We start from the raw sequence: 15,848 nt of genomic DNA on the forward strand, positions 1-15,848 counted from the left end.
AACAGCTGCTGGTTGCGAGGTGCGTCTGCAGGGTGGCGTGGGTGCGCGTAGCCACGTGATGTCTAGCGGGCTTGCACCCAGTCAGCTCGCTCGTTCGGACGAGTCGAGTCGAAGCACCGGTCGCCTGCCAACGGAACTGACACCATGCCGCCGTGGTACGTCAATGCAAGTCGAAGGCGGACCATTGGAACGGCAGGTCAATGAGCGACAGCTCTCGGTGTTGCAGTGGGTGGAAGCCGGGTGCCCTGCTGGCGTATGGGAGACCAACTCCTACAAGACCACCTGTCAGGCACTGCACAACCGGGGCCTGGTAACGGTCTCCCGGAAAAGCGGGCAGTGGAGCGTCTCCCTGACAGGCGCCGGCCAGCACTACCTGGCACACGGCACGTACCCTCCCCGCGGGTCAAGCCCGCGGAAGACGCAGGCCGCCGCTCCACGACCCCAGTCCACCCGAGCGCAGGCAACTCAGGCCGCCCTGCGGAAGCCAAGCCCTCCCTCACAGCCTCGTGTGACGCTCACGGAGCAGCTATTACAGGAGCTCGCGAAGGCCGGCGGCCGAATCGTCAAGAGCGGTAGCGGTCCCGACTTCGAGAAGTGGCCGTCCCGCGTCGCCGCCGCACGCAGATCCGGACGGATTCCGGAGGCGAAGGAGCTGTACGAAAACTGGTGCCGCGGCGGGTACGAGATCAAGCTCATCGACATCCCCGCCTGGCGCCTTGCCGTCCTCGCACCCGTCCCGGTGCCCTCGCGGCTCACTCGGCCGCACACCGTGGTCCGGGCCATGCAGAACGAACGCCAGCCGCTCGGCCTGACCAAGCCCGTCCAAGGACGCGCTCTCCGGCTCATCCAGGCACTGATCACCGCTACCGAGGACGAAGGACACACCTGCTCGGCCGGTCAAACTGGCTTCGCACCCCCATCTCACCGTCGCCGCAGGGCAAATCCTCACTTCACCATCACCGCCCAGGATCAGACCGTGGGGTTTCTCGTCCCCCAGGAGCAGGACCCGGCCGAACACGTCGCCACCGAGAAGGAACTCGCCGACGCCAAGAAGCACTCCTGGGTCAGGATCCCCCGCTTCGACTACACCCCGTCCGAACGCCTCCGCTTCATCATCAGCGGCGGCCAGCCACACCGAGCGAGCGAATGGGCCGACACCCCCGGCCGTCCCCTTGAAGAGCAGCTCGCCGAGATCGCACAGGAAGTCACGCTGCGCGGCGAAGCCGCCGAACGCAGACGCCGGGACGAAGCCGAAGCGGCACGCCAGAAGCGGATCCGCTGGGAAGCCGCAATGGAACAAGCCCGCATCCGGTACGCCGAGGCGTACCGCGTCAGGCACCTGGAATCCCAGGAAGCGGCATGGCGCCACGCCACCCGACTGATCGAGTACGTGAGCGCGGTACGCACACGCGTCGAGGCCATGCCACCGGGGCAGACCAGAATCGAAGCCGAAGCATGGATCAGCTGGGCAGCATCCACCGTCGAGCGCCTCGACCCATTGCACACACCGCCCCGACTGCCCGACATCCCCGAACCACGCGCCGACGACCTGAAACCCTTCCTCGGGCGCTGGAGCCCCTACGGCCCCTGAGCCGCGATAGCGGGCGCGCACCGACTGGGTGGCACTCAGATGATCATCGGTGATCTCGGACAGAACGGCGCGGCCTCGTCGCACCCAATGTCGGACAGCGTCGACCGCGCTGAGCGCCGCTTCACGGCCGAGCTCGCGCGTGGCGACGTGGTCGATCTCCGAGAGCAGCAGCGGGGACATACCAGGAGCCCCGCAGCCATGGTGGCTTCGTTTGACGCACGCACGCTGCCCCCGCGATCGCCCCAACGTGTCTGCAAGATCGCCGTACCGTCCACCGATTGCGCTCCGCACGTTGACGCACGCCCGGGACGCACTCCGGGCTCACGCTCCAACCCACCTTCGTACGCGCAGCTTTGGCGGCTTGTCACCAATCAACCTACATCCACTGGTGTTTGCTGCTTGAGATGTCATGGGCATTCTGTATGGGTCTGATCGTCGGCGTGGGTGCAACCTTGGGGGGGGCCGATGGCAAGAGGGGACGTCTGGGCGGGAAAGGGCACGACCGGATCGGTCGCGGACCTCGTCACCCAGTTCGGCGAGGAGGTCAGGGCCAAGCTGCAAGGTCCCGCAGGGGCAGTCAGCAGTAAGGAGGACACCCTGACCGCGCCGGTGGAGCATCTGCTGCGCGGCATGGCCTGGCGGCAACGCCTCAAGCTCATCGTCCACGGTCAGAGTCGTATCAAGGAACTCGGGATACGGCCCGACTTCGCCATCGCCTGCGGCAGCAGGACCATAGGGCACGTCGAGCTGAAGCAGCCGGGCTCGGGGGCCGATCCGGAGAAGTGGTCGGTGAAGAGCCACGACCGCAAGCAGTGGGAGAAGATCAAGGCACTCCACAATGTGCTGTACACCGACGGATACCAGTGGGCGGTCTACCGTTTCGGCGTACAGGTCGGCCCGACCGGAATCCTGGTCGGAGACCTTGATTCCGGTAGCCGGCAACTCGTCGTCGCGGACACCGGGTTCGAGCGTGCCCTCACGCACTTCTTCCTGCCGGCGCCCATCGTCCACGACAGCGTCAACGAACTGGTCAAGCGCATCGCGGGAATCTGCGCCCTACTGCGTGACGAGGTCACCGAACGTCTCACCCGCGAGGAGCACGGAGAGGCTGACGCTGCGTTCTCGATCCTGGCCGACAACTGGAAGGACCTGCTCTTCCCCGACGCTCGCCCGGAGGAGTTCGCGGACCAATACAGTCAGACGCTGACGTTTGCCATGCTGCTGGCTCGTCTTGAGCACATTGATCTGGGCAGGCTCACGCTTCCCGAGGTCGCGATCCGACTGGGCAAGCGGCATTCCTTGATGGGCAAGGCGCTCGCGGTGCTGACGGACGACGCCCTCGACGATCTGCGGGGCATCATCGACCCGCTGATCGACGTCTTGTCGGCCGTCGACCCCGAGATGTTCAAGGACGAGACCGGAGACGCCTACCTCCACCTGTACGAGGGCTTTCTGAGCGCCTACGACCCGGAACTGCGACGGCGGACGGGTACGTACTACACGGCCGGCGAGGTCGTCCGCTTCATGGTCGGCTTCACCGACGAGGTGCTGCGAGACCGGCTCGGCCAGGAGGACGGGTACGGAAGCGAGGACGTCACCGTCGTCGATCCGGCCATGGGCACCGGGACCTTCCTCATCAACATCATCGACCACGTCGCCAAGTCCCTGTCACTGAAGTACGGCAGGACGCTCAAGTCCGGTCTTCTCCGAGAACTCTCAGGCCGACTGGTCGGGCTGGAGAAACAGACCGGGCCGTACGCCGTCGCCGAACTCCGTGTGCACCACGCCTTCCGGTCCCACGACGCCGACATCACGCGCCGCCCGCCGAGGCTTCTGGTGGCCGACACACTCGACGACCCAGCCGTCGAGCACCACCTGGGCTTCATGTACGAGGCGATCGCCCGCCACCGCCGAATGGCGAACAAGATCAAGGCGGACGAGAAGGTCATGGTGGTCATCGGTAATCCGCCCTACCTGCGGGGTGCGAGACAGTCGGGCATCGGACGCTGGGTCACCGAGGGCAACCCGAACGGCCAGGGCCCGATCCTCGCCCGCTTCCACCCAGAGGACAACGGACGCGTCGGATACGCCCTCGACAACCTTTACGTCTACTTCTGGGCGTGGTCCACCTGGAAGGTCTTCGACCAGTTGGCCGCCTCGGGAGCGCCGAAGGCCCCCAGCGGGATCGTTGCCCTCATCACCAACTCCGGATACCTGGACAGCGAGGGCTCGGCCGGCATGCGCCACTACCTGCGCGAGGCAGCCGACGAGGGCTGGATCATCGGTCTCTCCCCCGAGGGCGCCTACTCCGACACGCGCACCCGTGTCTTCCAGGATGTCAAGCGGGAGATCTGCATCGCCGTATTCGTCCGCCGTGGCGCCCCGGATGCGGGTACACCGGCGCGGGTCTGGCGACTCGACGTCCCCGCGGGCACACGCGAGGAGAAGTTCAACTGGCTGGAAGGGCTTGGCCTCGACGGTCATCGCGACGGGACCTCCTGGCAACTATGCCCCACACAGTGGACCGCGCCTTTTCACGTCCTGTCCGACTCCGAGTGGTCGGCAATGCCAACGGTGGACGCCCTACTGCCCTGGACGAGCTCCGGCAACAAGAACAACCGCAGCTGGCCCGTCTCACCCAGCCGCGACGTCCTGGAGAGCCGGTGGCGCAGACTCGTCCAAGCCCCAGCGGAGGACAAGGCCGCACTGCTGAAAACCACCAGAGACCGCCGTCCGGATAAGCCGGAACCACCACTGCCCGGCCAGCAGGAAAGGGAAAGCCTTACCGCGGAGAAGGAGCCGTTGCCGGTCACTGTTCCCTACGGCCGGATGACCTTCGACAGGCAGTACATCATCGCGGACAGACGAGTGATCGACTTTCCGCGGCCGGCCTTGTGGTTCGCCCACAACGACCAGCGTCAGATCTACCTGTCCGAACTCCACACGGAATCAGGCCGTCCGGGGCCGGCGGTGAGTTTCACTGCCCTGTTGCCCGACATGCACCACTTCAAAGGCACCGAAGGCGGCCGCGTCGCCCCTCTCTACCGCCACCCCCACCAGGCTGAACCAAACGTCACCCCTGGCCTGCTGCGTCTTCTCACCAAGACGCACGGCGTAACGGTCACCGCCGAGGACCTCTTCGCGTACATCGCGGGAACAGCCAGCCACAGCGGCTACACCCGCCGCTTCGCCGCGAACCTCGCCGAGCGCGGTGTCCGTATCCCCATAACACGCGACCCGGCTCTATGGGCGGAGCTCGTGGAAGTGGGCAGGCGCACGGTGTGGATCCACACGTACGGCCAGCGCTTCGCCTCCCACCACGACAGTTCACCTGGCTCGTCCCCAAGGCTTCCCCCGGAGGAACAACCGGAATGCGTCGTCGTGATCGGAGAGGACGACGGGTTACCTGCGGACATCTCTTACGACGCGTCCACGCGAACCCTCACGGTGGGCACGGGCTGCATACGTCCGGTGGCGCCGGAAGTCTGGGACTATCGGATCGGCGGGGTGCAGGTGATCCGCAAGTGGTTCAGCTTCCGCAAGCGCAAGCCAGACGTGGAACGGCAGACCCCGTTGAACGACATCCTGCCCCCGACCTGGCCTGCCCGGTGGACTGTCGACCTGCTTGACCTCATCAACGCGCTCGGGCTCCTCGTAGCCCTCGAACCCCGACAGGCACGGCTGCTGGACGCAGTGAGCAGCGGTCCGCTCATCAGCACCGACGACCTACGGCGCGAGGGCATCCTGCCCGTACCTGCCTACGCAACCAAGGAACCGAAACCGCCGCGGAAGTCTCGACGCGCCCCCGGGCCTGGTCAGGAGAGCCTCGGCTTCTCGGACTGATACCCGCCCGGCCTGAGTGCCTGACGCCCGCAACTCAACGGAATATTTGCGCGACGACGCCCCGCCGCAGACCCCGGCACGGCGCAACCGCATCCAGTCTGGCGGTTGCACACGTCTGCTGTCGGCAGCCGGCGGCCCTTGCCGGAGAGGATTCGGTGCCCATGACCTTCCCAAGCTGGGAGACTGGAGCGGCGACGTGAACCTCGCCGTGCGTGTCCACACCCAGGTCGACCTCACCCCGATTGGGCAGATCCGTGATGATCGAGGAGGTGGAGCGCTCACTGAAGGAAACGCCTCTTCAGACTCATATGTGAGTGCAATCGCAAAGTGTAGGCGCGCCCCGAAAACGTTACAGGGACACGGGCCGCATGAGACGCCCAACGCATCGTGCCCGACAGCGCAGCCGATCTCACGACGAAGCCGCGCCGGAGCTCTCCGGTGCGGCTTCGTCGTCTCACGGCTCCACGCACAGCCCCCAGGCGGGGCCATGCCGTATCACTCGTCTGTCACACCGGGATCACCAACTGGGCGGACCCTCCCAGACCAGCAGGTCCTGACCTGCTATTTTATGCCCGCACTGGACTGGCGTAGACGCCCCTGGACGGTCTCTACAACCTGTGCCATGTGGTACCCAGTGAGGGACCGAGAATCAGGACCGGGGCCTCTTCTGGCCCGTCAAAGCGGTATTGCAGGGTGTTCGGCGGTGTCTCACTCACGGCTCCGACCCTCTCACGTCTCACAGACGCCCCTATAACGCGGGGGTGCAGGGAACCTGTCTGACCAGGTTGAAGACCTCGCGAGCTGCGTAACGCTTGAGACATCGGATGATCTCACGGCGGGTCTTGCCCTCCTGGGTGCGGCGTTCGAAGTACGCCTGGGTGCGGGGATCGACGCGTAGCCGGGTGAAGACGATGCGGTGCAGGGCGGCGTTGGCCCGGCGGTCGCCGCCGTAGTTGAGCCGCCGGGTTCTTCGCCGGCCGGAGGAGTACTCGATGGGGGCTGACTCCGCAAAGGGCAGCAAAGGACGCCTCGGTGTTCAGCCGCTCGGGGTTGTCTCCCCTGGTGATCAGGAGAGTGACTGCGCTGTCCGGGCCGATGCCCACCGGTTCGAGCAGCTGCGGGGCATGGAGTTCGACGAGCCTGTTCAGGTGCTGGTTCAGCTCGTTGATCTGAGCGGTGAGCTGCTCGATGCGCTCGGCGAGCATGCGCAGGGTCATGCGGGTGGCCTGGGTCACCGCGTCCTCGTCTCCCCCACCGCCGGGTGGGCCGAGGTGCGCGCAGGTGCGGAACGGCTCGGCGTTACCGAGGCTCGACATGCGTTCCCACAGGGCGGGGTCGGCGATGACCAGGACGGCCTTGAGCTGGTTGATCGCCTGGGTGCGGGCCTTGGCCGCGGAGCCCTTGGCGAGCTTGAAGATCCGGGCGCTGTGCACCGGACCATCGCCGGACTTGGCCCGAGCCCGGGCACGACCGCTGAGCACGGCTCGCGCTGCGGCCCGCGCATCGAGCGGGTCCGACTTTGCCGAGCAGACGGCGGGCCGACCGGTCGGGCCGGTTCACCTCGAACACCTCGATCTGCTGGGCCAGCAGGTAGCGGGAGAGGCCCGTCCGAAAGTGCCCGTACCCTCCACGCCCGCCCGGCGCACCGCCCCCCGCTTGCGTACCCAGACGAGCAACTGTCTGTAACCGGCCGCCGTCGCCGCAAAGGACTCGGTTCCCGGGACCTTCCCGAGCGGGGAGATCACGGCGGCGACATGCACCTCGCCGTGCGTGTCCACTCCCAGGACGACCTCGCGCCGAACCGGCGGATCCGTGCTTGAGGAGGTACTGCTCTGTCGGGTCGTCATGATGGTTCGCCTCCCACGTGGTGACGTGCTGAGTGGATGACACCGGCTGCTCGGGCGGTCTGAACTGTGATGGCGCCTGATCGTCGGCAAGGTCCCTATGGGGACACGCCCTGTGGCTCGGTGGCAGGCAGCATCCCGAAACGGCAGCCGACAGGCCCGTGACTGGACACTTCGGTTGAAAGTCTCACGAGTCAGGCTCCCGTCCGGGACGGCACTGCACACTCGCCGCACACTTCGAGTGCCCCGTGGTCGCCGTACGGGGGACCACGGCACCGACAGGGCCTCTGGTGCTGGGCGTGGACGGATCACCCATCGGGGTGACAAGCGTCCGGTTCGTTCGGGTGGGCGTCCCACGCACGGCGCACACATCGCAGCGCTGCACGCGTGGGCAGCCTGGAACGCTCCGCTGCCTGCTCCCACGGACCCGTACGAGGATGGAGTCGCCCACAGCAGCCCACGAGGCACGGCCGACGGCGATCGCGAGGACCCTGCCGACGGTGATCTCGAACCGAACCCTCCCGTGCCTCGCAGTTCAACCGCCCCTGCGCTGCGCCTGTTCGGTTTGTCCAGTAAGCGTTGCCAGGAGCGGGCCGCCCAGATCGCCTTCCTTGCCTGCCCAGGGGCCGGTCAAGCCTTCCACATGCCCAGACGGGTGCCGGAAGCGATACTGGTACCAGCCGCAGGGCGGCACCTGCCACGCTTCCCTGGGACTCGGAAGATCCCACGGCCGGCCACCGCGGCGGCGCGGTCGCCGCCGGAAGGGGGCGTCACGATGCGCTGTCGGAGCGCCTGCTCGGGCGCACCCGTCATCCTCATCCCGCTCAGCGCGAAGATGGGCGTCCGTCCGGCGCCCCCTCTCAACGTGCCGTTCTCGCGTTGGCTCTGCCCGGGGCCGTGGGCGTGAGGGACGTGGGCCCCTCCGACGGCACTGGGCGGTCACCGGCCGAGTCGGGCACCGACCCGCTGGGGGATCCGTACCTGCGTACACGGTTCGCGCTTCCCTCTCGGCCCGCCACCTTCTTGCGGCGGCAGCGGCTCCTCGTTCACCTGAATCAGGCCCTACGCACACCGCTGACGCTGGTCAACGGGTCGGCCGGCGCAGGGAAGACACTTCTGACAGCCGACTGGGCAGCGGGTCTGCGGTTGCCGGTGGCCTGGCTGACCGTAGAGGCCGGCGATCACCGGCCCGGTGTCTTCTGGGCCTACGTCTTCGAGTCCCTGCGCCTGTGCGGGGCACGGGCGGCCGACGCCGCGGGGGCACCCGCTGACGCGAGCGGCGTGGGGCAACGGCTGCTGGCGTCGCTCGCCGCCGAACTGAACGGCTTCGACCATCCCGTGGTCCTCGTGCTCGACGAGTACGACCGGATGACCAACCCCGAGGTCGCCCGGCAGCTGGAGTTCGTCCTTCACCACTCCGGGCCGGGACTGCACCTCGTGCTCGTCACCCGCACCGAGCCCCTGCTCCCGCTGCACCGCTACCGGGCGGCCGACCAACTGACCGAGATCCGCGGCGCCGAGTTGTCCTTCACGCCGGAGGAAGCCGGAGCACTGCTGCGACTGCACGGGGTGCACCTTCCCGGGCCTGCCACGTCCGCCCTGGTGGACCGCACCCGGGGCTGGGCCGCCGGGCTGCGGCTGTCCGCCCTGGCGGCCCGGGAGAGCACCGACCCCGAGCGGTATCTGAAGGAGTTCGAGGCGGACCACAGCACCGTCGCGGACTTCCTGCTGGCGGAGGTCCTTAAGGGGAGGACGGAGGAGACGCAGGACCTGCTGCTGCGGGTCAGCGTCCTGGACCGATTCTGCCCGGACCTGGCCGACGCCCTCACACTGCGGACCGACTCCGAACGGCTCCTCGCAAACCTGCACCGGGAGAACGCGTTCATCGAGCGGCTGGGACACTCCTGGTACCGGCTGCACCCTCTCTTCCGGGAGATACTCCGAGCCCACCTGCGCGAACGCCTGCCCAGTGCGGAAGCGGAGCTGCACCTGCGAGCCGCGCGATGGCTACGCCGTTCCGGCTTCCTCCCGGAGACGCTCGCCCATGGAGCCGCCGGCGGCGACTTCGACCTGGCCGCCGGCGCGCTCGTCGACGACCTCGCGATCGGGCAGCTCTTCACGGGCCTGCGCTCGGACGCTCTGGCCCAGCTCTTCAGCGGCATGGGGCCCGAAGCAAGGAGCCCGGCGAGCGACCTCGTGCGGGCGGCCGTGGCATTGGACCGACGCGACCTCGATCAAGGGCTGGGCCGGCTGCGACGGGCCCAGGAACAGCTCTCCGAGACCGAGGAGTCTCCCGGCCTGGCGGCGGCCCGGCTGAGCTGCGCGCTGCTGGAGGCGCTCGCCGCCCGGCTCACCGGATGCCCTCCACGGGCCGAGCAGGCCGCCGCGACGGCCGAGGAACTGCGCCAGGACCTGCCTGACCACCTGCTGGACAAGCACCCGGAACTGACCGCCCTGCTGATGACACACGTGAGTTCGGCCCGCCTGTGGGAAGGACGCTTCGACGACGCACGTGCCGTACTCACCCGTGTGGCCAGTGCCCCGGGCGGATCCGCCACCGTCCTGCCCCGGACGGAGTCGATGGGGCACCTGGCCCTGCTCGACTACCTGGGCGGCTGGCCCGGCCGGGCGGAGCGCAGGGCTCTGGCCGCGGTGGCCGAGGCCGAGCGGGCGGGTCTGCCCCGGCCTCCCGGCCCGGGCCTGGGCCGGCTGGTCCTGGCCGCGGTGGCCGTGGACCGACAGGAACTGGGCCCGGCCCGAGTACTGCTCGACGAGACGGCCCGGCTCCCGGCCCGGGAGCACGATCCGGTCCCCACGGCGGGTCGGGCCCTTGTCCTCTCACGCCTTCTCCTCGACAGCGGTGAAGCGGACGCCGCCGCCGAGGCGGCGGATCCGGCCGTGTCCGCGGCGGTGACGTCTCCATGGGCGGAGAGTCACGCGGCGGTCGTCCGCTCAGCCGCCTGCCTCGCCGACGGACGGCCGGACGAAGCCGTGCGCCTTCTCCACGGCGTCGGTGGTGACCAACCTGTGTGCGCCGTGGAAGCGGCGAGGATCCAGGTCGCCGCGGGGCGTCCCCGCGCGGCGGCCGAACTGCTCGGCGCCGTTCGCGCCGAGGGACGCACCGGCCCCGCGGTGAGTGTGGGGGCTGCGCTGGTGCGGGCCCGGGTGGCGCAGGAGTCGGGTGACACGGCCACCGCCCGCCGGCTCGTCGCACGTGCGCTTCTCGACGCACGGCGCGAGCGACTGCGGCGCCCTTTCCTCCAGGCAGGAGACTGGATCGAGCCGCTGCTGGCCACAGCCCCGCTGCACGAACTCGCCGAGGGCTGGCTCCGGCCCGGCAGGCCACGAGCACACGGCGAACCAGTGCGGTCCGGGCCCGACCTCGCGCTCCTGGTACCGGTGGAGCTGAGCGGACGCGAACGTGATGTGCTGCGCCGGTTGGCCCGCATGATGTCCGCGGAGGAGATCGCCGCCGACCTGTACGTGTCGGTCAACACGGTGAAGACCCATCTCAAGAGCGCCTATCGGAAGCTGGCGGTGAACCGGCGCGGCGACGCGGTACGCCGGGCGCGCGACCTCGGCCTCCTGTGACCTCCCCCGCGAGGGGTGAGGCACGCGGCGCCGCCGCAGAGGTGCGATGGGAGGAACGTGCCGCAGCGCACCGGCCGACCCGGCGAGGTGAGACGACGTGAAGCACTGGCGGGCCCTGGCAGTCCTCGGTACGGCCCAGTTCCTGATGGTTCTGGACACCTCCGTGATGAACGTGTCGATCAGCCAGTTGGTCGAGGACTTCGACACGGAGGTCACCGCCATCCAAGCCGTCATCACCCTGTACGCGCTGGTAATGGCCGCTTTCATGCTCATCGGAGGCCGCTTCGGGGACATCCTGGGACGGCGGCGCATGTTCCTGACTGGACTGGCCGTCTACGGGGTCGGGTCGGCCGTGACCGCCGTGGCACCCAGCCTGTGGGTGCTCACGCTGGGCTGGTCCGTCATCGAGGGGCTCGGGGCGGCGATGGTGCTGCCGGCCATGGCCGCCCTGGTCGCGGAGTCGTACCGCGGACGGGACCGCGCCATCGCCTACGCGGTCGTCGGAGGGCTCGCCGGCGCCGGGATCGCGGTCGGCCCACTGCTGGGCGGCTGGATGACGACCTACCTCACCTGGCGGCTGGTCTTCGCCGGTGAGGTACTCGTCGTCGTGGTCGTGCTGCTGTGCCGGCGGGTGATCGCGACGCCCATCCCGGCCGCGAAGCGCCCCCGACTGGACGGGGTCGGCGCGGCCCTCTCCGCGGCCGGGTTGGGGCTGGGCGTCCTCGGGGTGCTGCAGAGCAGCACCTGGGGCTGGATCGAGCCCCGCAACCCTCCCTTCACCGTCCTGGGCTTCTCCCCCACCCTGTTCGTCATCGGTGCCGGAATCGCCGTGCTGGCCCAGTTCCGGGTCTGGGAAGGGCGACGAGAGGCCCGGGGCACCGACCCTCTGGTACACCTGTCCCTGCTGGGCAGACCCGTACTGCGGGCCGGCCTGACAACCCTGCTCAGCCAGAACCTCATCCTCCTCGGCCTGTTCTTCGCCATCCCGCTCTACCTCCAGGTGGTGCAGGGCTTCAACGCCTTCCAGACCGGGCTGCGCCTGCTGCCTGTGTCGGCCACCATGCTGGTGACCTCCCTGTGCGGGTCCGCGCTGGGGCACAGGATGGGACCGCGCCGGGTGGTGCGGCTGGCCCTGGCGATTCTGGCGGCGGCCGTGGTATGGCTGCTCGCCACGATCGACCCGGTCATCGACGACGCCCAGTTCGCCGGGGCGATGGCCGTGCTCGGGGCGGGCGTCGGTCTGCTCGCCTCGCAACTCGGCAACGTCGTGCAGTCCGGTGTCGGTGAGGAGGAACGCAGCGAGGCCGGAGGGCTGCAGTTCACGGCCCAGAATCTGGGCTCGTCGCTCGGCACCGCGCTCATCGGCTCGATACTGGTCGGCGCGCTGGCAGGCGCCTTCACCACCCAGGTCGCGGACGACCCCCGGCTGTCCCCGGCCGCCCGGGACGAGGTCGGGGTCCGTCTGGAAGCCGGCATCACCTTCGTCCCGACCGAGCAGGTGCGTTCCGCGGCCGAGGAAGCCGGGCTGCCGCCGTCCGAGGTCGACGCCGTGACGGACTCCTACGCCTCCGCCCAGTTGGATGGGCTGAAGGCGGCGATCCTGGCCACGGGCGGCGTCGCGCTCGCGAGCTTCCTGGTCACCTCACGTCTTCCGACCGCCCGGGCAGGCCGCCCGTCCGAACCCGAACCCGAACCCGGTGCCGGGAGCCGGACAGCCGGGCCTTCCGGGCCTTCCGGGGCCGACAGGCTGAGCGCGAGGAGACACAGGTGACCGCGGGCGAGACCGGGACAGGGCGGTCCACGGACCGGCGGGAGCGGCGCGCCGCGCTCCGGGCCCACGCGGACTACACCGGCGGTGTCTACGGCTCCATGCTCGCGGCCTCCGTCGTGATCGGCGCCGGCACCCTGGGCTCGTTCCCCCGCGCCGAACTGGTTCTGCTGCTGTTGCTCACCAGCCTGGTGTTCTGGATCGCCCACGTACACGCCAAGCTGTTCGGTGCGCGTCTGGCGCGGCGCACTCCGGACCGGCGGGTGATCCTGCGGGTGTGCCGCGAGGAGTGGCCCATCGTGAAGGCCGCCGTGCCTCCGGCCGGGGCGATCGCCGTCAGCCCCGTGCTGGGGCTGGACGTCCAGGGCACCCTGTGGCTGGCGCTGTCCGTCGCCATCACCGGACAGGTGGGCTGGTCCGTCGCCGCGGCACACCGCGCGGGCGCCCCACTGCGGCTGATGGCCATCACCGCGACGGTCAACGTACTGCTCGGTCTGGCGATCGTCGTCGTCAAGATCGCAGTGACGCACTGAAGGGCACGGGTCCTGCGCCGGAGTCACCTGTACCGGGTGAGGGCGCCGGAGGGCGAGAAGGCGCAGGATCGTCGCACAGAACACCGTCCGCCCCGGAGCCCCGGACGGTGTCCCGAGCCCCGTCCGGTGGAGGGACCGCTCGTGCGCTACGAGATCCGCATCGAGGGACACCTGTCGGAGACACTGGCCAACGCGTTCCCGGAACTGGAGCACGTCGTCATGTCCGGCCAGACCGTCCTGTTCGGCACGGTGATCGACGAGGCCCACCTGTACGGGCTGCTCACCCGCTGCCAGTCACTGGGACTGCGCGTCATGGAGATGCGGCAACTCCCGGAATGACGCCACGGACGGCGTGCGTGGGCCCACTCGCCGTTCCACGGCGGCCTCACACCCGGGCGACCGTGATCCGGCCGGAGCGGCAGGCCGCCCTCAGGGCTTCGTGGTCGCGTTCGTTCTGGTCGGCGTAGGCGTGGGCGAACTCGGTGAGCGCGCGGTCGAAGCGGTCGCTGCCACCCAGGTACGCCGCGAGCGCGATGGGGTCGCCGGAGCGGGCGTGGGCTCTGGCCAGGCAGGCTCCACACAGCCGGGCGAAGCGGGAGAGCAGTTCGGGTCCCATGGTCTCCGGTCGCGCAATGCCCTTCCAGTCCCACAGTTGGCGTACGTAGAAGTCCCGGCCCTTCCCGTCGAGGCCGGTGACGTGCGTCCAGCCGAGGAAGATGTCGCTGGTGGTCTGGATCAGGCGCTGGCCGGTCACGACCCGGCGGCCCTGGTTTGCGTGGCGTTCGCCGCCCGTGTGGGCCGCCAGCACCGATTCCGAGGCTTCCTTGGCCTGGAGCAGCAGGGGGTCGTCGTCGTCCCTGCCGAGCAGGAGCAGTACCCAGCAGCGGGTGCCGACGCTGCCGACGCCGACCACTTTGCGGGCCATGTCCACGAGCCGGTAGTGGCGCAGCAGGTGCCGGCGCTCGGGCGGCAGTGACCGTGCGTAGCCCTTCAGGACGGACCGCAGTTCCTCCTCCCGTCCGGCTTCGGCCGGGTCGGTGAGCAGATCGGCGAGTGGGGTGATCAGCGGCGGGTCGGGGGTGATGCGCCGGCCTTCGGCCGTGACGCGGGTGAGTTTCGCGAACGCTCGCGTGTGGGTGCGTGTGCGGGCCTTCACGGCTGCGTTCCTGAGCCGGGGCTCCGCTTCCCCCGCGGCCTCCGTCGCCAGCAGTTGCCGTATGTGGTCGGCGTCGTCCTGGGCGTACCAGATGTCCAGGGTCGGCATGCCGGCGAACTTCCGCATGCGCTGCCGGTAGGCCCGCACACAGGCCCGTACGGTGCGGTCCTGTTCCTTGTGCGAGAAGCCGTTCGACCGGGCCGCGATCACGAACCCGGCCGCAAGACGTTTGACATCCCATTCGAAGGGGCCGGGCAGCGTCTCGTCGAAGTCGTTGATGTCGAAGACCAGGCGGCGCTCCGGTGAGGCCAGAAGCCGGAAGTTCAACGGGTGCGCGTCCCCGCACAGTTGCACCTGGAGTCCGCTGCTGGGAAGGGGCGCCAGGTCCGCCGCCATGATCGCTGCCGCACCCCGGTAGAAACGGAACGGCGACTCCAGCATGCGGCCGTAGCGGATTGGCACCAGGGCCGGGACGCGCTCGCCGGACTGGCGCTCCAGCAGGTCGACCGGATCGCCTCGTCGTTGTCCCGTCTCGTACCAGCCGTGGCACGAACGCGAGGCCCGCTTACGGGCCTTCCTGCCGTACGCGGCTCGCTCGGCCGGTGGCAGGGAGGCAGTGAAGGCGCTCGGTATCGTCATGGTCCGGCCTCCGGTTCTTCCACGGACCCGGCTGCGGAACGCGGCGGAGCCGTCGCCCCTCGGCGCCGGCGGTTCAGTCCTGCCTGCACCGCGCTCGCCAGGATCCGGGCGGCGACACCGACCAGCAGCAGCCCTCCCGTCATCTGGGCCATCGTGAGCACCCGCCCGGTCTGGGAGCGTGCCGTGATGTCGCCGAAGCCGACGGTGGCGAAGGTGGTCAGGGTGAAGTACAGCGCGTCCGTCCTGTTCAGCGGCTCGCTGAACGAGCCGGGCGCGGAGCGCTCCAGCAGGTAGTAGGAGCCGGCGAAGAGGACCAGGAAGAGCACCAGCGTCGCGGCCAGGCCCTCGATGGCTCGCAGACGTGGATGAGGGGAACGTGCGATGGCCCGCACTTCCCAGCAGAACACCAGGAGGACCGCGAGCAGGCCGCACACCAGCAGCACCGCTGTACCGGCCGTGAGCCGCTCGTCCAGGGGCAGCAGGTAGTAGGCGGTGACGAGCCCGACGGTGACGCACACAGCGCGCACGACCGTGATCGCCCCGGCGGCTCGGCGGGAACGGAGCCCGCCACGTGGGGGCGGTCCTGACGAGGTGCGGCCCTTGCTGTCTCCTGAGGTGGTATCGCTCATCTCACGTCTCTTCGTCTCGTCCGGGCCCGGTGGACAGGTGTTCCCGAATCCCACCTCACTGCCCCGCCGTCAGGCCGGGATCACCCCTGACGGGTGATCCCGGCCCTCGGTGCCGGCCCCGACCCTGAAACGGACGCCTACCAGTCCTTCGGTGCTCACGGGCTGTCCCCACCGGGCGGTCCGGCGGCGACCGGCCCGGTCCGCGAGGAGGCGCCATGACCGTGCCCCGAGATGCGGCGGGACCCCCGGGCCGG

8 protein-coding genes and 2 pseudogenes are annotated in these 15,848 nt (G+C 69.3%); 6 read left to right on the plus strand and 4 right to left on the minus strand.

Annotated elements, in window-relative coordinates:
- Positions 1–508 precede the first annotated feature (508 nt).
- Complete coding sequence (locus tag R2E43_RS06635; RefSeq protein ID WP_332056008.1) at positions 509–1,591, plus strand: hypothetical protein; 1,083 nt, start codon at positions 509–511, stop codon at positions 1,589–1,591.
- A 3-nt stretch (positions 1,592–1,594) separates the two neighbouring features.
- On the opposite strand, the pseudogene R2E43_RS06640 reads toward R2E43_RS06635, so the two are convergent.
- Positions 1,595–1,791, minus strand: a pseudogene (locus R2E43_RS06640) (VapC toxin family PIN domain ribonuclease); the annotation flags it as partial.
- A 265-nt stretch (positions 1,792–2,056) separates the two neighbouring features.
- Here R2E43_RS06640 and R2E43_RS06645 point away from each other — a divergent pair.
- Complete coding sequence (locus R2E43_RS06645; protein ID WP_332056009.1) at positions 2,057–5,434, plus strand: type ISP restriction/modification enzyme; 3,378 nt, start codon at positions 2,057–2,059, stop codon at positions 5,432–5,434.
- Positions 5,435–6,182: 748 nt separating this feature from the next.
- Here the strand turns inward: R2E43_RS06645 and R2E43_RS39115 are convergent.
- A pseudogene (locus tag R2E43_RS39115) lies at positions 6,183–7,281 on the minus strand (IS110 family RNA-guided transposase).
- 909 nt (positions 7,282–8,190) lie between these two features.
- Here R2E43_RS39115 and R2E43_RS06660 point away from each other — a divergent pair.
- From R2E43_RS06660 to R2E43_RS06675, 4 genes are all read left to right on the plus strand, one after another.
- Positions 8,191–10,869 (plus strand): LuxR C-terminal-related transcriptional regulator, encoded by a 2,679-nt coding sequence (locus R2E43_RS06660; RefSeq protein WP_016327708.1) that lies wholly within the window; start codon positions 8,191–8,193, stop codon positions 10,867–10,869.
- Positions 10,870–10,966: 97 nt separating this feature from the next.
- Positions 10,967–12,640, plus strand: coding sequence for an MFS transporter (locus tag R2E43_RS06665; RefSeq protein WP_003972589.1), 1,674 nt, complete (start codon positions 10,967–10,969; stop codon positions 12,638–12,640).
- Positions 12,637–13,170 (plus strand): hypothetical protein, encoded by a 534-nt coding sequence (locus R2E43_RS06670; RefSeq protein WP_003972590.1) that lies wholly within the window; start codon positions 12,637–12,639, stop codon positions 13,168–13,170. Before R2E43_RS06665 ends, R2E43_RS06670 begins: the two co-directional genes overlap by 4 nt.
- Positions 13,171–13,311: 141 nt before the next feature.
- Positions 13,312–13,509, plus strand: a complete 198-nt coding sequence (locus tag R2E43_RS06675) for a hypothetical protein (RefSeq protein ID WP_003972591.1) — start codon at positions 13,312–13,314, stop codon at positions 13,507–13,509.
- Positions 13,510–13,555: 46 nt separating this feature from the next.
- Here R2E43_RS06675 and R2E43_RS06680 read toward each other — a convergent pair whose 3' ends face one another.
- Together R2E43_RS06680 and R2E43_RS06685 are read right to left on the minus strand one after the other, a co-directional pair.
- Positions 13,556–14,965, minus strand: coding sequence for a DUF2252 domain-containing protein (locus R2E43_RS06680; RefSeq protein ID WP_003972592.1), 1,410 nt, complete (start codon positions 14,963–14,965; stop codon positions 13,556–13,558).
- Positions 14,962–15,594: a potassium channel family protein gene (locus R2E43_RS06685; protein ID WP_003972593.1), complete on the minus strand. Its 633-nt coding sequence runs from the start codon at positions 15,592–15,594 to the stop codon at positions 14,962–14,964. The genes R2E43_RS06680 and R2E43_RS06685 overlap by 4 nt, the downstream gene beginning before the upstream one ends.
- Positions 15,595–15,848: the final 254 nt, after the last annotated feature.

It is taken from the genome of Streptomyces violaceoruber, from assembly GCF_033406955.1.
Taxonomy (GTDB): Bacteria; Actinomycetota; Actinomycetes; order Streptomycetales; family Streptomycetaceae; genus Streptomyces; species Streptomyces violaceoruber.